This window comes from Kribbella sp. NPDC023855 (genome assembly GCF_040639475.1).
Taxonomy (GTDB): Bacteria; Actinomycetota; Actinomycetes; order Propionibacteriales; family Kribbellaceae; genus Kribbella.
Window position 1 is genome coordinate 546966 of sequence record NZ_JBFAAA010000003.1, and the last position, 16413, is coordinate 563378.

Here is a 16413-nt window from a genome sequence, read left to right on the forward strand (position 1 = left end):
GGTTTGGGCTCTCCGGCAGTTCGTCGGTGGTGGTTGCGATGCCTCCCCAGGTGGCTGGATGAGGCTACCGGTTCCCGGGCCCTTCAGGGGAGGCGATACCGGAAACGATTTCCTACCGCTACCCCTACCTCCCCCACAAGCATCGCCTTCACACCTGCTAATGCGAAAACGAGCGGGCCCGGAGTACGGGAGAAGTTCGCGCAGTACTGCGGGCCGTGCTGATCGATTTCGTTCGAAAACCCGGTCAGCGGCGGGGTGGCGTCGCTAGCTTTCGGGCAAGCGGCGTCCTCGAGACGCCGATTCCCTGACAAGGAGCCGCCCATGCGTGTCACTGCAGGAATCGTTACCACCGGTCTGGCCACCCTCACCCTGCTCGCTCTCGCTCCGGCCGCGGCACAGGCCGCGCCGACCACCGTCACCTCCACCGCCGTCGCGTCGACCGCGGCCGACTGGCAGGCCATCGCGAAGTACCCGAACTACCGCCGCTGCGCCGACGCCGGACGGCAGTACGTCCGCGAAGGCTTCAACGAGTGGAAGTGCACTCAGGCCGGCCCCACCGGCGAGTACTGGCTCTGGCTTCGCTGACCACCCCGATCCGGACTGAGGGGACGCCGGGGGCGGCGCCCCCTCAGTCCGCCCGGCACTACCTCAAGGAGCAGCTCATGCGCATCACCGCAGCACTCGCGACCACCGGCCTGGCCACCCTCGGCTTGCTGGCACTAGCCCCTGCAGCATCGGCGCAGACCGCGGGCACCACCGTCGCCTCAGCCGTGCCCGGCTGGCAGGTCATCCACACCTACCCGAACAAGCCCCGCTGCCAGGACGCCGGCCAGCAGTACGTCCGCGAAGGCTTCAACGAATGGAAGTGCACCCTGGCCGGCCCCAGCGGCGAATACACCCTCTGGGTCCGCTAACCCGAACCGCGGGCTGGGGAACGTCGAGGACACGGCGCTCCCCAGTCCGCACTAGCCTGCTGAACGTGTTTCCAACACTGCGTTCACTACCTGATCCAGAGGCCCTTCGCGGGCGGCTCGCTGAGGTCTACGGGGTTCCGTTCACCCGCTGCACGTTGCTGCGGTCGCTGGTCAACGACGTGTACGAGGTGACGGCTCCCGACGCGCGCTACGTGCTCAAGCTCTATCGCGCCAACCACTGGACAGTGCCTGAAATCCTCTGGGAGACGAGGCTTTCGGCACAGCTGGCCAGGGCTGGGCTTCAAGTGCCAGAGGTGGTGATGCTTGCCGATGGCTCCGAAGTTGGGGTGCTCGAGGCCGCCAAAGGGGCTCGGCCGTACACGTTGTCGACGTACCTCGCTGGGAGCAAGCCGCAGCCGCCCTTCGACGACGAGCTGTACCACTCGTTCGGCGTACTGATCGCCGCGTTTCACGACGCCACCGACGACTTCTCGCCACGCGCCCTACCCCGTCAGCCGGCTGCGGAGGGAAACCTGCTGCGGGAGTTGGCGGGCGCAGTACGGAACCACCTTGCGCAGTACTCCGGTGTGCTTGCCCGGGGCATCTGTCATGGGGATGTCAGTCTCGACAACGTGTTCGTCACCGCGGACGGGCTCGCCCTGTACGACTTCGACCTGTCGGGCGACGGCTACCGCGCCGCCGACTTCACCGGCGTCGCGGCGACGCCGTACTGGCCGGCCTTTCTCGCCGGCTACCAGAGCCGCCGGCCGGTCTCCGATTCCGACCTCGCCGCGATCCCTTATCTCACCGTGGCGGGCCGGCTTGCCAACCTTCACTTCCACTTGGTTGACAAGCCGTTGACCCGCGGCACCGAGTCGATCGGTGAGGGCTGGGCGGAGGCGGAGCTTGCGGCGCTTCATGAGGCCGCCGGGCGGCTGCTGTGAAGCGAAGGCCTAGGTGAGCGCCTTCATCGCCTGGGTGGCGAGGTGGGCTGAGCGGGTGTTGTCGGAGGACTCGTCGGCCACCAGGGTGGCGTAGCGGAAGGTGAGGGTTTCGGCGGGGGCGAAGGGGAGTTCTTCGGAGAAGAACGGGGCGGGGCACACCGCGGCGAAGTCTTCGGAGCGGACGAACCACTCGGGCGGATGGTTCGGGTTCTCGGCGGCGTCGACGATGATCAGCGTCGATGCGCGGTCGACGGTGTCGTGCTTGCCGGAGAAGCCCATCCAGGGCGCGCGCTGGCCGCGGAGCTCGTCGCCACCGAGGCCTTGTGGTGCGAGCACCGTGCCGCCGGTGAAGGACCGCGGGCCGCGCCAGAACAGGCCGCCGTACCCCGCGTTCGGGCGACCCGCCGTTGTCGGGCTGCCGATCTGGATCGTCTCGCCGGAGACGTTCGTCATCGCCGTCTCGTAGACCAGCACCCAGCCGTCGTCGGCCAGCCGGGTGGTCAGCGTGCGCTGCTCGTCGACGACGTGCGCGCCGGCCTGCGTGTGCCAGGACAGGTGGTGCGAGAACCGAATCAGGTCATCGGACACGTCGAGCGCATCGATCCGGTCGTGGTCCATCGAGCCGTTGTTGTCGAGCTGCTGGTAACCGTTCTCGCGCGAGAACGTCGGGCCGCCCCAGAAGTTCTCGTGCCCGAAGTGCGGCAGCGACCAGGTCATGCCCTTGTGCCAGACATGGTCGTGCGGGCGGAACACCGAGACCAGGTCACCGCCCAGCGTGCGGATCGGGTGCAAGTACGGCCGCGGCGACTCCCGCTGCGGATCGGTCGGGCGGTACACGTAGGTGAACAGTTCGCGGTCGTCGGCCGTGACCTGGATCGACCGGCCTACGGCGTGGTTGCAACCGAGCTGCTGCGTCATCTGTCGAAGCTCCGATTCTGTTGGTTGCCAGGTTCTCGATGGTTCAGGCCCACGGCGCCCCGAGCTCGCTGAACAGCGACTGCCGCTCGGACGCCTGCTCGATCCACTTCTCCACGTCCCGTACGACGGGATGACGGTCGTCGCCGATCCCTTCCCAGCTCACCAGCTCGGCGGGGATCGCCGCGGGCGGCGGCGCTGCCCGGACCGCGTCGAGCACGCGGGTGAAGCCCCCGGTTCCCTCCAACGGTGCGAGCAACGGCACCCCGTCGCGCCGGTGATCGAGCAGATTGGCCAGCAGCTCATCCCGCCCGTACTGCGTGGTGGTGGTGCCCTCGGCGGTCGTGATCTCGAGTTCGTCGAGGTTGTAGCGCAGTACGGCGCGGCCCTTCGAGCCGTAGACCGTCACCAGTGGCGGTGTGGTCTCCACGGCGCAGAGGGTGAAGGCGGCGAGGATGGTGGTGCCGCGCTTGGTGCGGATACGAACGGTCGAGGTGTCGTCGGCCTCGATCGGATTGGCGTGGAAGAGTTCGGTCTCGACCGACTCCACCTGGTCGGCACGACCGGAACCGTCCACCAGCAAGGCGGCGGCCACCGAGTGGGCGAAGGGGTTCGTCACCGCTCCGTCCACCACCGCGACGCCGTCGAGCGTCCGGCGGCCGGCCCACTTGGCGCGTTGCCAGTAGGCCTGGGTCCGCACCCAGGTGCCCGAGGCACCGATTCCCCGGATGTCACCCAAGGTGCCCTCGGCAACCATTGACGCCAGCGCGCGGACCGCACCCGAGCCATGCGCCTGGAACCCGATCTGGCAGATCCGCCCGGTCTCGGCAACGATCGCCGACAACCGCTCGAACTCTTCCAGCGAAGGCGTCGGCGGCTTCTCCAGCAACACGTCCGCACCCGCTCGCAGGGCCAGCTCGGCCAACGGGACGTGCGTGTGGATCGGCGTACAGATGACCACCACGTCGACCTGCTCGGCAGCGAGCAATTCCGCCAGATCGGCGTACACGGCTGGAGCAGGGCTGATGGCCAGTTGCTCGGCGGTTGGCGGCCGGGGGTCGGCGACAGCGGTGAAGTGGCAGCGACCGGTGGCTGCAAGCTGGGCGGCGTGGCTGACGTGCGTTGCGCCGTGCCCGTGGATGCCGACCACCGCGACCCGCGGCAGCGCGTCCGCCGAGGTCTGCCCTGAACCGCCTGTCTCCTCAGACCGCACTTCCGACACCGAATCTCTCCTGTCGTTCAGCAACCCGCCGACGGCATCCGTCGACGGGTTGCACCGAACTTCACGTTCTGCCATTGCCCTCGGCAAAGGCTATTTCAGTTCTCCGTTGAGCTCGTCGATGAACGCCTTGGCCGCCTGCGCGGGTTGCTGGCGCCCGAACATCACCTCGGTGGTGTAGCGCTGGATGATCTTCTCCACCTGCCCACCACCGACCGGCGGCGGCGGGGACGGCTCGCCGAGCTCCTTGGCGATGCCCTGGATGAAGGCCAGCGACGCTGCGTCGGCGGGCTTCAGCTTCGGTCCGACGGCGGCGCGGATCTCGGTGTTCGGCGGTACGCCGCGCTCGGCCAGCAACAGGTCACCGGCGGCGGTGCTGTTCGCCAGGTAGCTGACGAACTTCGCGGCCTCCTTGGGGTGCTTGGACCGCGACGAGATCGACCAGAACATCGAGCCCTTGTAGTACGAGCCGTTCTCGGTCGCCTTGCCGCTGACGCTGGGCAGCCGGAGCAGCTTCAGCTCCTGACCGGAAGCCTTGCTCAGGGCGTTCAGCTGGTTGCTCCAGGCGTAGCTCATGGCCAGCTTGCCGGTCGCCATCCCACCCTGGTCGAGCGGCGCGTTCATGTCCTGCGAGGTGAACTCCGCCGACGGCGTGGCCTTGGCGTCGCGCATCTTCAGCAGGTTGGTGTAGAAGTCGGTCACCACCTCCGGGGTGACGCCGACCTTGCCGTCCTTGGTGAACAACGACTCGCCACGCTGGCGGGCCCACACGTTCAGGCTCGCGTCGTTGGTTCCGTACGCGCCGGTGCCCCAGCCCTTGCCGTTCAGCTTGGTGGTGATCTGCGCGGCGAGCTGGGTGTACTGGTCCCAGGTCCACGTCTTGTCGTCGGGCAACGGCACTCCGGCCGCCTTGAAGACCGCCGGGTTCGCCACGATCGTGAACGCGTTGATGCCCGCGCTCAGTCCGTACAGCCCACCGTCGAACTCACCGGCACCCAAGGTGTCCGGCTCGAACTTGCCCGTGTCCAGGCCTTCGGCCTTCTTCAGGTCCAGCAATGCCCCGCGTTTGGCGTACTCGCGCAGGTACTTCTCGTCCATCTGGATGACGTCCGGCGCGTCGTTGGCGGCGACCGTGGTGGCGAGCTTGTCCCAGTAGCCCGACCATTCGCCGTACTCACCCTTGATCTTGATCTTCGGGTTCTCCTTCTGGAACGCGTCGATCACGTCCTGGGTGATCTTGTGCCGGGTGTCGGATCCCCACCAGTTGAACCGGAGGGTGACCTCGCCGTCGGCGTTCGCGCCGCCGCCGGAGTCGCCGCCACAGGCACTGGCGGCCAGCAGACTGGTGGCGATCGCGACGGCAGCGACGGCGCGCAGCCGGCGTGGCCCCCTGGTTGACCTCGTTCGGGTGAACGGCCTCATGACTTGTACCTTTCGCGGGGTTACTTGATGCCGGTGGTGGCGATGCCCTTGACCAGGAACCGCTGGCCGAGCAGGAAGGCGAGGAAGACCGGGACCAGGGAGACGACGGACATCGCGAACATCGAGCCCCAGCTGGTACTGGCGGTGGCGTCGACGAACGACCGCAGCGCGACCGGCACGGTGTACATCTTCGGATCGGTCAGGTAGATCAGCTGGCTGAAGAAGTCGTTCCAGGTCCAGATGAACGTGAAGATCGTGGTGGTGGCCAGGGCCGGCACCATCAGCGGCAGGATCACCCGCAGGAAGATCCCGGTCTTGCTGCAGCCGTCGATCCGGGCCGCCTCGTCGAGCTCGCGCGGGATGCCGCGGATGAACTGGACCATCAGGAAGACGAAGAACGCGTCGGTGGCCAGCAGCTTGGGCACCACCAGCGGGAGGAACGTGTTGATCCAGCCCGCCTGCGAGAACAAGATGTACTGCGGCACGATCACCACGTGGATCGGCAGCATGATCGTCACCAGCATGATGGCGAACCAGAACTTCTTGCCGACGAAGTCCAGCCGGGCGAACGCGTACGCCGCCATCGAGCAGGACACCAGGTTGCCCAGGATCGCCCCGAACACCACCGCCGCGGAGTTCAGCAGGTACCGGGTGAACGGTTCGGTCAGCGCGTTCCAGCCGACCCGGTAGTTGCTGATCTGCAGGTCGCGGACCAGGATCCCGGGTTCGCGGAAGATCTCGTCGCCGGGCCGCAGCGAGCTGACCACCATCCAGATCACCGGATAGAGCATCACCAGCGCGGACGCGGCCAGAGCGACGTGGATCAGGACGGGCTTGATCCGCTTCCAGCCGAACCCGGTACTGCGGGTGGCCGGAACCGTGCGGCCGATCGTTTCAGTCGTCATAGAACACCCAGTACTTCGAGGCGACGAAGTTCGCCGCGGTGAGGACGGCGATGATGACGAGCAGGAACCACGCCATCGCCGAGGCATAGCCCATGTCGAAGTTGCCGAAGCCACGGTCGTAGAGGTAGAGCGTGTAGAACATCGTGGAGTCGGACGGTCCGCCGGTGCCGCCGGAGACCACGAACGCCTGCGTGAACGACTGGAACGCGTGGATGATCTGCAGCACCAGGTTGAAGAAGATGATCGGCGTGAGCAGCGGCATCGTGATGGTGCGGAACCGGCGCCACGCACCGGCGCCGTCGACGGCGGCGGCTTCGTAGTACATGGCGGGGATCTGCCGCAGGCCGGCCAGGAAGATCACCATCGGGGCACCGAAGGTCCAGACGTTCAGCGCGACCAGCGTGCCGAGCGCGGTGCTCGGGTCGGAGATCCAGCCCTTGCCTTCGATGCCGACCTGCGCGAGGAGCTGGTTGAGCAGGCCCTCGGTGCCGAACACCTGCTTCCACAGGATCGCGATCGCGACGCTGGAGCCGAGCAGCGACGGCAGGTAGAAGATCGACCGGTAGAAGGCCATCCCCCGGACACCACGGTCCAGGACGACGGCCAGCAGCAGAGCCAGCGCGAGCTGCAGGGGAACCGAGACCAGGACGTAGGTGAAGGTGACGCGCAGCGAGTTGTGCAGCCGCTCGTCGGACAGCATCCGGGAGAAGTTCTCCAGGCCGATCCACTCCGGCGGCTGGATCAGGTTGTAGTCCGTGAACGCCAGGTAGAGCGAGGCGATCATCGGCCCGACGGTGATCACGAACAGCCCGATCAGCCAAGGCGTCAGGAACAGGTACGCCGCCAGGTTGTCTTTCTTCTTACCGGCCTTCACCGGCCTGCCCGGCCGGTCGGGCTGCTGCCCAGACGGTTTTTTCCGCCTGAGCGTGCCAAGTTCACTCAGCGCGCTCATTCCTTCTTTCCTCCGGAAAGTCTCGAGGCTGGGAACCTGGTGGAAAGCGTTTGCCCAGGTCGGTCAACATAGTCGGGGAACCGGTTTCAGACAAGACTTTTCCAGTAATTACCGAGACCAGATCCGGTCACTTGCCAAGTCTTGACAAAGTCACCCTGCGGAGGAACAGTACTGGGCATTTGGCAACCGCTTTCCCTGCCTGTGGAGGCCCTTATGCAGCGTCGGACGTTCCTGGCCGGATCCCTCGGAACACTGGCCGCCGGCAGCCTTCCGGCCGGGTCGGCGGTGGCCGCCGCCGGCGCGAACGCCGGCGTTGACGAGGAATTCCTCAATCTGCTGACGAAATTCAACGAGGCGCAGATCCCGCTCGTCCTGGACAGCTATCGCAGTACGACGGACAGCCCGCGCGGCACCGCCCGGAAAGCGCGCCGACTGGTTTCCGGCTACGTCTGGGCGCGGTCCGCGCGCCACCACGACGACAGCCTGATCGCCCCGCTGGCGTTCCTGGTCGACCGGCTCGCGACACTGCAGCACGATGACGGCACCTACGACATCGGCAACCTGCACTCACCGCCGGACAGCGCCTTCGCGCTCCAGGACCTCTGCATGATCCAGGAACTGCTGCAGGCCGATGACACCGTCGCGACCGAACCGGTCCGCGCCGTCCTCGAAACCATCATCCGCAAGGCCGGGCCCGCACTGGCCACCGGCGGCGTGCACACACCGAACCACCGGTGGGAGGTCTCGGCCGCGCTCGCCCGGATCAACCACCTCTACCCCGACCGCCGGTACGCCGCCCGCATCGACGACTGGCTCGACGAGGGCATCGACGCGACCCCCGACGGTATCTACAGCGAACGCAGCTCCACGTACGCCTCGGAGGTGACGAACCCTTCGCTGCTCACGATCGCGTGGTTGCGCCGCAAGCCCGAACTGCTGCCCTTCATCCGCCGGAACCTGGCCGCCACCTTGTACCTGCTGGAGCCGAACGGCGAGGTGGACTCGGTCGCCTCGCGCCGGCAGGACCAGAACCGGATCCGCGAGGTCTGGTGGTACCTGACCCAGTTCCGCGAGCTCGCGCTGCACGACGGGGACGGCCGGTTCGCCACCATCGCCAAGGACATCGAGCGCCGCGGCACCGGTGAGCTCGGCGACTTCCTCGCCGAGGTCCTCGAGCGTCCCGACCTCGCGGCGAAACTTCCGGCCGCGGTACCGGCACCGACCGACTTCGTCCAGGAATTCCCCGCGCACCACTTGGCCCGCATCCGCCGCGGCGCCCGTACTGCGACGATCTTCGGCGGCACCGACTTCCACGACATCCCGGTCATCGCGTCCGGGTTGTCGACCAACCCCACCTTCTTCAGGTTCCGCAGCGGCGCCGCGATCCTCGACTCGGTCCGGTTGTCACCGCAGTTCTTCAGCACCGGGCACTTCCGCAGCGACGGTCTGCGGCGTAGTGGTGAGCGCAGCTTCCGGCTCGGCGACGAGGTGAAAGTGCCGTACCACCTGCCGCTGCCGAAGCGGTACCGGCGGGCCGACGGCGACTACGCGTTGACCAACGAAGGCCGTTTCTACGCCAAGATGGACTTCCCGCACCGGCCGAAGCAGTACCGGACGCTCACCACCTCGGTCACCGTGACGGAGGTGAGCAACGGGTTCGATCTGGCCATCGAGCTGGCGGACTCCGAAGTACCGTTCGCGATCGAACTGTGCTTCCGGTCCGGCGGCACGTTCAGCGGCGTCCAGCAACTCGATGCCGCTGGCAACTACCAGCTCGTCGAGGGCACCTGCAGCTACACGGTCGGCACCGACCGGATCGAGTTCGGCCCCGGCAACGGACCGGCCCGCGTGACCATGGACCCGGGCGAGCGTTACACCCACCTGAACGGCAGCCTCACCCCCGACGGCCAGCGCGTCTACATCACCGGGCGCTCCCCCGCCCGCTACACCCTCCGCCTCCGCACAGCCTGAGCCGGCGCGGACGGAGTACCGGTCAAAAGTACGGCCGCCGACGGGGGTGACCGTGCTTTGGGTTGGTGCTGCGTCCGCGGTGGAATTCCAGGATGAGAGCATGCCCAACGCAGACTCTCCTCCGGTGTTCCATGCCCGGGGACTGACCAAGAAGTACGGCCGTCGCGGCAAGCTCGCCCTCGACGACGTCAACCTCACCATCCCGTCCGGCCGGGTCATCGGCCTGGTCGGCCCGAACGGCGCCGGCAAGTCGACGCTGCTGCATCTCGCCTGTGGGCTGATCGAACCGAGCGCCGGCTCATTGACCGTGCTGGGATCGAGACCGGCGGCGAACGCTGCGCATCTGGCTCGCGTGGGTTTTGTCGCGCAGAACACGCCGGTCTACGGCTCGTTCACCGTTGCCGAACATCTGGTCCTCGGCCAAAAGCTGAACCCGGCCTGGGATCCTGCCCTCGCGCAGCGGCGGATCCGGCAAGTGGGACTGAACCCTGCACAGAAGGCGGGCCAACTCTCCGGCGGGCAGCGAGCGCAACTGGCGCTGACGATCGCGGCGGCCAAGCGGCCCGAGTTGCTGATCTTCGACGAGCCCGCAGCCGCGCTAGATCCCCTTGCCCGCAAGGGTTTCCTGCAGAACCTGATGGAGTTCGTCCGCGAACTCGGTGCCAGCGCGGTGCTGTCTTCTCACCTGCTCGGCGACATCGAGCAGGTCTGCGACTACATCATCGTGCTGTGCGACTCGCAGGTGCAGCTCGCAGGTGAGACTAGTGACCTGCTGGCCGGCCACGACCGGCTGGTGGCACCTCGCGGTGACTTCGACCGGTTGGCCGCGAGCGTCGAGGTAATCTCGGTCGAACACAGTGGCGACCACAGCAGCGCGATCGTTCGCACCAGCGTCGCATCAGGCCCACTGCACCCGGTTTCGCTCGAAGAACTCGTCCTCGCCTACATGACCCGGGCTGCGGCCGGTGTCGAGGCCGCGAACTGGGAGGTCGCGCGATGATCTGGCTGAGCTTGCGGCAGTTCCGCATCCAGGCCCTCGTCGGCGCCGGCGCGCTGGCCATCGTCACGGCGTACCTGCTGTACTACGGCGGCGAAATCCGCGACGGGTACGACATCTACCGTGCCAGTTGCCGCAACGTGGTGGACTGTGCCCAGGCAACCAGCCAGTTTCGCAGTGCCCACCAGAACACGTTGTTGTTCCTCGCGGCCGGGCTTGCCTTGGTTCCGGCCGTGATCGGAGCGTTCTGGGGCGCGCCGATGATCGCCCGGGAACTCGAGAACGGCACGCACCGGCTGGTGTGGAACCAGAGCGTGACCCGCCGACGCTGGCTCCTCACCAAGCTCCTGCTGGTCGGTTCGGCGGCCGTCGTTCTCACTGGTGGGTGCGCCGCTCTGCTCACCTGGGCGGCCCATCCGTTCGATCAGGTCGTCAAGGACGACTTCCAGGCCTTCGTGTTCGGCGCCCGCAACCTCGCCCCGATCGGCTACGCCGCGCTGGCCTTCACCTTCGGCACGGTCGTCGGGCTCGTACTGCGACGCACGCTGCCCGCCATGGCGGTGACGCTCGTCGTCTTCATCGCCTTCCAGTTCTTCTTCCCCAACGTGATCCGTCCGGTGCTGCTGCCACCCGCCACCACCACGTTGCCGCTCACGGCCGCGGCGATCAACCAGGCGCAGAACCTGGGCAGCATCGGCGGTGGCGCCGTCATCAACGGTCTGAAGGTCCCGGGCGCGCCGGATGCGTGGATCGCCGAGACCAGCCCGATGCGTACCGCGGACGGCAAGGACCTCGACGGGACCAGGTTCGGCAAGTGTCTCGACAGCCCGCCCAAGACCGGCGCGAGCGGCACCTTCGGCGACGCGGCGGTGTGCCTGGCCAAGCTCGACCTTCACGTCGACGTGCGCTATCACCCGCGCAGCCGCTACTGGCCGCTGCAGTGGCTGGAGACCGGCACCTACCTGGCGATCAGCGGGCTGCTCATCGCGTTCGGTCTGTGGCGGATCCGTCGGCGGGCGAGCTGACCAGGTGGTTCTCCCAGGCCCAGACCGCGATCTCGGTTCGGTTGCGCACCCCGAGCTTGGACTGGATCGCCGCCAGGTGACTCTTGACGGTACTGAGTGAGATGAACAGCTCGGCGGCGATCTCCTGGTTGGTACGGCCTCGCGCGATGGCCCGCACCACCTCGAGCGCCCGCCCGGACAGCTCTGGCGACGGCATCCCGCGACCGCGGGGTGCCGTCGCGTTGAGATGCTTGAGCAGCCGCAGGGTGATCGACGGCGACACCAGCGCCTCGCCGTTGCAGGCAGCGCGAACGGCCTCGACCAGCAGACCGGGCCCGGCGTCCTTGAGGACGAAACCGGCCGCGCCACCGCGCAGCGCGCCGTACACGTACTCGTCGAGGTCGAACGTGGTGACCACGACGACGCGGATCGGATCGGTCACCTGCGGGCCGGCCAACGCGCGGGTGACCTCGATGCCGTCGAGCTTGGGCATCCTGATGTCGACCAGGCACACGTCCGGCCGCAGCCGCCGGGCCAGCTCGACCGCCTCGGCGCCGTCCGCGGCCTCGCCGATGACGGTGATGTCAGGCTGGTCCTCCAGGATCAGCCGCAGCCCCCGGCGGATCATCGCCTGGTCGTCGGCGAGCAGTACCTTGAGCGTCATCCGGACTCCTCGATGGGCAAAGTGGCGCGGACCGACCAGCCCTCTACGCCGGGCCGCGGACCGGCGTACAGGAGGCCGCCGAGCGTTTCGACGCGCTCGCGCATACCGATCAGCCCGTACCCCGAGCGGTGGTGGGGACGGTTCTGGTTCGTCGGAGCGTCGTCCGTGACCTCGACGGTGACCGCCTCCGGGTCGCGGGTGACGGTGACGTCGAGCGAGGTGGCCTGCCGCGCATGCCGCAGGACGTTCGTCAGCGCCTCCTGCACGATCCGGTAGACGGTACTGGTCACCTCCGGCGGCCAGTCGCTCTCGTCATCGGGCATGGTCAAGTGGACCGGTGGGCCTTGCCTGCTGAAGCGTTCGACCAGCGCGCTCAAATCTTCCGGCCCGGGCGTCGCGGGCGCTGCGTCGTCGGTGTCGCGCAGCAGTCCGAGAACGCGGCGCATCGCACTCATGGCCTCCGCCCCGGCGGCCTCGATCTCGGTCAGCGATTCCGGTACCTGCTCCGGATTGCGCCGCGCGATGATCTGGGTCGCCTGCGTCTGGATCAGCATTCCGGTGATGTGGTGCGCCACGATGTCGTGCAGTTCGCGGGCAAGCTCGAGCCTTTCGGCCCGGCGTACCTGGTCGGCGAGGGTTTTTGCCCGGTCGTCGAGTCCGCGCAGCAGCAGGCCTGTCCCGACGCCCGCAAGCCAGGCCGCGGCAGCGATCGCGGGGACGGCCGATGCAGGCTTGGCCGCGAACTGACCGGCGACGACCAGCAGACCGGCACCCGCGATGACCCCGGCCTGCACAGGTGTCAGCGCTCGTACTGCGGATCCGATGAGCACCGCCAGCCCGAGAACCAAGGCAGGCCCTAGACCGACGGGCAACCGGCTCTCGGGGAGCAGCGGCACGAGGACCGCCAGCGCGGCCACGACGAGACCCGCGACGGCCGTCCAGAACCGTTCCCGCTGCCGCACTAACGCGAGGCCGCACACCACGACAGCAGCGACACAGCCGGGAACCCAGTACGCCGCTCCCCACGTCTGGGCGAGCGCCAGCGACTGGATGCCGATGGCAACGAGGAAGGAGACACCGAGCCCGACGGTGGACAGGCCCCTGACCCATCGGTCCGGAATGGTCACGACGCTCAGGCTACCGAGTCGATGACCGGGAACCGCCTCGTTCGGCAGGGCCGGCCTGAAGGGTCGGGGCCTTGGCAGGCCGGAGGCGGTCGAGACCACGCAGTACCGCTCCCACGACGAGTGCGGCGATCATCGCCGTCGTGGCCATGACCGTCACGGCGCCGGAACCGTCGAACCAGGCGGCACCGACGACCGCGACACCGGCCGCGGCCACCCCGGCGGCCGGCCCGATCGGAAGCGTTCGGATCGCCGAGCCGACCAGCACCGCCAGGGCGAGCGCCGTGATGGGCGCTGGTTCCTCGGGCAGGTTGCCCGCAGCGGCCACGGCGATGGCGATCCCCGTCACGGCCAGCCCGGCGATCGCCGTCAGGAGCTTCTGCCGCTCGCGCAGCAACGCGAGGCCGCCGACGACGATCGAGATGGCCGAGCAGAACACCCACGAAGTGCCACCCCAGCTGGTCATCAGCATGAAGGCCGTGAACGCGATGCCCAGGACGAACACGATGGCGAGCCCGAGGTCGTACAGCTTGCGAGTCATGGTGCTCAGGCTAGGAAGGCCGGGCGGCCGGCGAACCGGCCGAAAGTACGGTCGCTTGGGGTGGCCACCGTGCTTTCGGTTCGTCTAGGTGCCCAGCCGGATGGTGGTCTCGAGGGTGCCGCTGTGGGGGATGCGGAGGATGGGCTGACGGGAATACAGCCGGTACTACGGAAGCTGTCACCCAGCATGACCAGAATCCTCGTGACCGGTGCCAGCGGCAACGTCGGCCGGGAGCTGCTCGATCAACTCGGCCAACTTCCGGCCGCTGACGTCCGTGCGTTCTCCCGTCGGACAGGCGGCGACCTGTCGCGGCCGGAGAGTCTGCGGGACGCGCTCGATGGGGTCGACTGACATCCCGGCCACCGCGGTTGTGCACGAGCGGGACGTCGCATCGGTTGCCGCTCGGGTGTTGGCGTCCGACGAGTTTGTGGGTCAGCGGCTGGTGCTCACCGGGCCTCAGGTGGTGAGCCGGGCCGAGCAGGTCGCGGCGCTGGGTGCGGCACTCGGACGGGAGCTGCGCTTCGAGGCGGCGCCGGTTGAGGATGCCCGGGGGCAACTGCTGGCCGATGGTCGTCCGCCGGCTCTGGTCGAGGCGCTGCTCGCCAACGTCGGCCGTCCGCCTTCGGAGTTGATCACGTCGACGGTCGAGGAGGTCACCGGGTCGCCCGCGCGCAGTTTCGCCGCGTGGGCCGAGGAGCATGCCGGGGACTTCCGCTGAGTCTGGTCCCTTGCTGGGGTGTGTCGGTGGGACGTTGTAGAAAGGGAGGGTGAGTTTTCATGGGGCGGTTTTCATTGCGACCAGTCTGGACGGGTTCATCGCGCGGCCGGACGGGTCGATCGACTGGTTGACCGAGCGGGGCGAGCAGGCCGGCGACACCGGGTACGACGAGTTCATGACGGCGATCGACACCGTCGTGCTGGGCCGCAGCACCTACGAGAAGGTGCTCACCTTCGGCTTCTGGCCCTACGAGGGCAAGCAGGTCGAGGTGCTGAGCACCACGCTGGACCCTGACGCCGACGAGCGGATCATCGTGCACCGAACCCTCGACGGGCTGGTCCAGACGCTGGAGGACCGCGGCGCCAAACGGGTGTACGCCGACGGTGGCCGGGTGATCCAGACGTTCCTCCGGGCCGGCCTGCTGAACGAGCTGACCATCACCGTCGTCCCCGTCCTGCTCGGCCAGGGCATCCCGCTGTTCGGCGAGCTCGACGCCGACGTCGCCCTCACCCACAACGCCACCCGCACCCTCGGCGCCGGCCTCATCCAGTCGGACTACACCGTCAGGCGTTAGAAGAACAGGAGAGCGGGAGCCAGCAGCAGACCCGCGCTCATCCCGACGATCCCGCCCGTCGCGAGGCGCGGTAGGCCAGCAGGGCGCCGAGTGCTGTGTTGGTGGCCGCCCAGGCGGCGTACCAGCGTCTTCCACTCGCCGGGCGCCTTCCAGTCAGCGGCCTGCTCGTCGCTGCTAGCTCCACGTCGCCTCCCCTGGTGGTGACACTGACCTGCTCCGAGCTTACGGCGATGCGTCTGGAGACAGAATGCGTTTGCCTGGGGGCGGGGGCGCGAGCAGAATCGATCCTTGTGCCTGGGCCGGGGAGTTTGTTCGCCGATGTGACGCCGTTGCGGGAGTCGGTGGAGTTCCGGTGGTTGTGGGCCGGGCAGTCGCTGTCGTCGATCGGCAGCATGATGACCATGGTCGCGGTCGCGATCCAGACGTACGACCTGACCGGCTCGTCAGTCGCCGTCGGCGCGATCAGCCTGGCGTCTCTGCTGCCCACGCTGGTGCTGGGGTTGTTCGGGGGTTCGATCGCTGATGCGGTCGACCGGCGGCGGCTCGTACTGCTGACCGGCAGCGGGCTGATGGCCGTCTCGCTGGTGTTCGCGCTGCAGGCGTTGCTGGACTGGCGTCAGGTCTGGCTCCTTTACTTGCTCACGGCAATTGCTTCCGCGTTGTCGGCTGTCGACACGCCTGCTCGGCGTACGTTCATCCCCCGGGTGCTGCCGCTGGAACGGCTGCCCGCCGCGGCCGCGCTGACCCAGTTGTCCTTCCAGGTCGCGATCATCGCCGCGCCGGTGCTGGCCGGAGTACTGATCGCGACGGCCGGCCTGGAAGCGGCGTACGGGGTGGATGCGTTGACCTTCGTCGCGGTGCTGGTGAGCGTACGACGGCTGCCACCGATGCCGCCTGAGGGTGGTGGGTCGGGCGTCGGGCTGCCGTCGGTGGTGGAGGGGCTGAGGTACGCCGTGAACCACAAGTTGATCGGGATGATCTTCCTGATCGACCTCAACGCCACCGTCCTGGCGATGCCGACCGCGCTCTTCCCTGCTCTCGCTGCCACGCATTTCGGGGGCGGGCCACGGACGGTCGGTTACCTGTTCGCCGCGATCGGCGTCGGTGGTCTGGTTGCCGCTGTGCTGTCCGGACCGCTCGCACGCCTCCGCCATCAAGGGCGCGCGATGCTCGTCTCGGTGGCGATCTGGGGCGCGGGCATCGGCGCGGTCGGCCTCACCCACTCGGTTTGGCTGGCCGTAGTCTTTCTCGCGATCGCGGGCGCCGCCGACATCGTCACCACCGTCTTCCGCGCGACGATCCTGCAAACCAAGACGCCGGACGAACTCCGCGGCCGGCTCAACTCGCTCGACTTCATCATCGGCTTGGGTGGGCCCAATCTCGGCAACGTCCGGGCCGGCGGGGTGGCTGGGATGTTCGGCCCGGTCACCAGCATCGTGGCGGGCGGCGCGGCCTGCGTGCTGGGCATCATGCTGCTGACCGCTAACAAGACCTTTCGCCGGTACGACGCGAAGGCCGACGCCGCCGCCGAGGACGCGGCGGACTAGAC

Annotated in this window: 18 protein-coding genes; 10 read left to right on the top strand and 8 right to left on the bottom strand. The window is 67.9% G+C overall.

Translation table 11 applies throughout. From position 1 onward, the window contains the following. Positions 1-321: 321 nt before the first annotated feature. The 3 genes from AB0F51_RS13430 to AB0F51_RS13440 all read left to right on the top strand — a co-directional run bounded on the left by AB0F51_RS13430 (position 322) and on the right by AB0F51_RS13440 (position 1858). Positions 322-585 (top strand): hypothetical protein, encoded by a 264-nt coding sequence (locus AB0F51_RS13430; protein ID WP_360278722.1) that lies wholly within the window; start codon positions 322-324, stop codon positions 583-585. Positions 586-662: 77 nt separating this feature from the next. Then, positions 663-914 (top strand): hypothetical protein, encoded by a 252-nt coding sequence (locus tag AB0F51_RS13435; RefSeq protein WP_360278725.1) that lies wholly within the window; start codon positions 663-665, stop codon positions 912-914. A gap of 65 nt (positions 915-979) precedes the next feature. Next, entirely contained in the window at positions 980-1858 is an 879-nt protein-coding gene (locus tag AB0F51_RS13440; protein ID WP_360278728.1) for a phosphotransferase, read from the top strand. A gap of 9 nt (positions 1859-1867) precedes the next feature. Here AB0F51_RS13440 and AB0F51_RS13445 read toward each other — a convergent pair whose 3' ends face one another. From AB0F51_RS13445 to AB0F51_RS13465, 5 genes are all read right to left on the bottom strand, one after another. Continuing rightward, on the bottom strand, positions 1868-2776 hold the full coding sequence (locus tag AB0F51_RS13445; RefSeq protein WP_360278731.1) for a PmoA family protein: 909 nt from the start codon (positions 2774-2776) through the stop codon (positions 1868-1870). A gap of 43 nt (positions 2777-2819) precedes the next feature. Continuing rightward, complete coding sequence (locus AB0F51_RS13450; RefSeq protein WP_360278734.1) at positions 2820-3995, bottom strand: Gfo/Idh/MocA family oxidoreductase; 1176 nt, start codon at positions 3993-3995, stop codon at positions 2820-2822. A 90-nt stretch (positions 3996-4085) separates the two neighbouring features. After that, entirely contained in the window at positions 4086-5414 is a 1329-nt protein-coding gene (locus AB0F51_RS13455) for a sugar ABC transporter substrate-binding protein (RefSeq protein WP_360278737.1), read from the bottom strand. Positions 5415-5434: 20 nt separating this feature from the next. Next, positions 5435-6319 (bottom strand): carbohydrate ABC transporter permease, encoded by an 885-nt coding sequence (locus tag AB0F51_RS13460; protein WP_360278740.1) that lies wholly within the window; start codon positions 6317-6319, stop codon positions 5435-5437. Beyond that, positions 6309-7271, bottom strand: coding sequence for a sugar ABC transporter permease (locus AB0F51_RS13465; protein ID WP_360278743.1), 963 nt, complete (start codon positions 7269-7271; stop codon positions 6309-6311). Before AB0F51_RS13465 ends, AB0F51_RS13460 begins: the two co-directional genes overlap by 11 nt. A gap of 213 nt (positions 7272-7484) precedes the next feature. Between AB0F51_RS13465 and AB0F51_RS13470 the strand changes: the two genes are divergently transcribed. From AB0F51_RS13470 to AB0F51_RS13480, 3 genes are all read left to right on the top strand, one after another. Next, on the top strand, positions 7485-9242 hold the full coding sequence (locus AB0F51_RS13470; protein WP_360278746.1) for a hypothetical protein: 1758 nt from the start codon (positions 7485-7487) through the stop codon (positions 9240-9242). Between the two features lie 100 nt (positions 9243-9342). Then, a complete protein-coding gene (locus AB0F51_RS13475) occupies positions 9343-10242 on the top strand; it encodes an ABC transporter ATP-binding protein (protein WP_360278749.1) in 900 nt (299 codons plus the stop codon). Further along, positions 10239-11264, top strand: a complete 1026-nt coding sequence (locus AB0F51_RS13480; protein WP_360278751.1) for an ABC transporter permease subunit — start codon at positions 10239-10241, stop codon at positions 11262-11264. Before AB0F51_RS13475 ends, AB0F51_RS13480 begins: the two co-directional genes overlap by 4 nt. Here AB0F51_RS13480 and AB0F51_RS13485 read toward each other — a convergent pair. Genes AB0F51_RS13485 through AB0F51_RS13495 form a run of 3 tightly spaced genes read right to left on the bottom strand, consistent with a single transcriptional unit; the run spans position 11221 to position 13572 of the window. Further along, the gene (locus tag AB0F51_RS13485) at positions 11221-11907 is read right to left on the bottom strand and encodes a response regulator transcription factor (RefSeq protein WP_360278753.1); all 687 of its coding nucleotides are present in this window, start codon (positions 11905-11907) and stop codon (positions 11221-11223) included. The genes AB0F51_RS13480 and AB0F51_RS13485 overlap by 44 nt on opposite strands. Beyond that, positions 11904-13034 (bottom strand): histidine kinase, encoded by a 1131-nt coding sequence (locus tag AB0F51_RS13490; RefSeq protein WP_360278756.1) that lies wholly within the window; start codon positions 13032-13034, stop codon positions 11904-11906. The genes AB0F51_RS13485 and AB0F51_RS13490 overlap by 4 nt, the downstream gene beginning before the upstream one ends. A gap of 10 nt (positions 13035-13044) precedes the next feature. Beyond that, complete coding sequence (locus AB0F51_RS13495; RefSeq protein WP_360278758.1) at positions 13045-13572, bottom strand: metal transporter; 528 nt, start codon at positions 13570-13572, stop codon at positions 13045-13047. Between the two features lie 186 nt (positions 13573-13758). Between AB0F51_RS13495 and AB0F51_RS13500 the strand changes: the two genes are divergently transcribed. The 4 genes from AB0F51_RS13500 to AB0F51_RS13515 all read left to right on the top strand — a co-directional run bounded on the left by AB0F51_RS13500 (position 13759) and on the right by AB0F51_RS13515 (position 16411). Then, the gene (locus AB0F51_RS13500; protein ID WP_360278761.1) at positions 13759-13923 is read left to right on the top strand and encodes an NAD-dependent epimerase/dehydratase family protein; all 165 of its coding nucleotides are present in this window, start codon (positions 13759-13761) and stop codon (positions 13921-13923) included. Continuing rightward, positions 13910-14290: a hypothetical protein gene (locus AB0F51_RS13505; RefSeq protein ID WP_360278764.1), complete on the top strand. Its 381-nt coding sequence runs from the start codon at positions 13910-13912 to the stop codon at positions 14288-14290. Before AB0F51_RS13500 ends, AB0F51_RS13505 begins: the two co-directional genes overlap by 14 nt. Before the next feature lie 49 nt (positions 14291-14339). Continuing rightward, positions 14340-14864 carry a dihydrofolate reductase family protein gene (locus AB0F51_RS13510; RefSeq protein WP_360278767.1) on the top strand — a complete coding sequence of 175 codons (525 nt, stop codon included), beginning with the start codon at positions 14340-14342 and terminating at the stop codon, positions 14862-14864. Between the two features lie 290 nt (positions 14865-15154). Next, complete coding sequence (locus AB0F51_RS13515; protein ID WP_360278769.1) at positions 15155-16411, top strand: MFS transporter; 1257 nt, start codon at positions 15155-15157, stop codon at positions 16409-16411. Positions 16412-16413 lie beyond the last annotated feature (2 nt).

Excerpts from the sequence above, each read along its gene's own strand:
- AB0F51_RS13430 (WP_360278722.1), top strand. The coding sequence starts at position 322 with ATGCGTGTCACTGCAGGAATCGTTACCACCGGTCTGGCCACCCTCACC.
- AB0F51_RS13435 (WP_360278725.1), top strand. The coding sequence starts at position 663 with ATGCGCATCACCGCAGCACTCGCGACCACCGGCCTGGCCACCCTCGGC.
- AB0F51_RS13445 (WP_360278731.1), bottom strand. The coding sequence starts at position 2,776 with ATGACGCAGCAGCTCGGTTGCAACCACGCCGTAGGCCGGTCGATCCAG.
- AB0F51_RS13455 (WP_360278737.1), bottom strand. The coding sequence starts at position 5,414 with ATGAGGCCGTTCACCCGAACGAGGTCAACCAGGGGGCCACGCCGGCTG.
- AB0F51_RS13460 (WP_360278740.1), bottom strand. The coding sequence starts at position 6,319 with ATGACGACTGAAACGATCGGCCGCACGGTTCCGGCCACCCGCAGTACC.
- AB0F51_RS13465 (WP_360278743.1), bottom strand. The coding sequence starts at position 7,271 with ATGAGCGCGCTGAGTGAACTTGGCACGCTCAGGCGGAAAAAACCGTCT.
- AB0F51_RS13470 (WP_360278746.1), top strand. The coding sequence starts at position 7,485 with ATGCAGCGTCGGACGTTCCTGGCCGGATCCCTCGGAACACTGGCCGCC.
- AB0F51_RS13475 (WP_360278749.1), top strand. The coding sequence starts at position 9,343 with ATGCCCAACGCAGACTCTCCTCCGGTGTTCCATGCCCGGGGACTGACC.
- AB0F51_RS13480 (WP_360278751.1), top strand. The coding sequence starts at position 10,239 with ATGATCTGGCTGAGCTTGCGGCAGTTCCGCATCCAGGCCCTCGTCGGC.
- AB0F51_RS13485 (WP_360278753.1), bottom strand. The coding sequence starts at position 11,907 with ATGACGCTCAAGGTACTGCTCGCCGACGACCAGGCGATGATCCGCCGG.
- AB0F51_RS13495 (WP_360278758.1), bottom strand. The coding sequence starts at position 13,572 with ATGACTCGCAAGCTGTACGACCTCGGGCTCGCCATCGTGTTCGTCCTG.
- AB0F51_RS13500 (WP_360278761.1), top strand. The coding sequence starts at position 13,759 with ATGACCAGAATCCTCGTGACCGGTGCCAGCGGCAACGTCGGCCGGGAG.
- AB0F51_RS13505 (WP_360278764.1), top strand. The coding sequence starts at position 13,910 with ATGGGGTCGACTGACATCCCGGCCACCGCGGTTGTGCACGAGCGGGAC.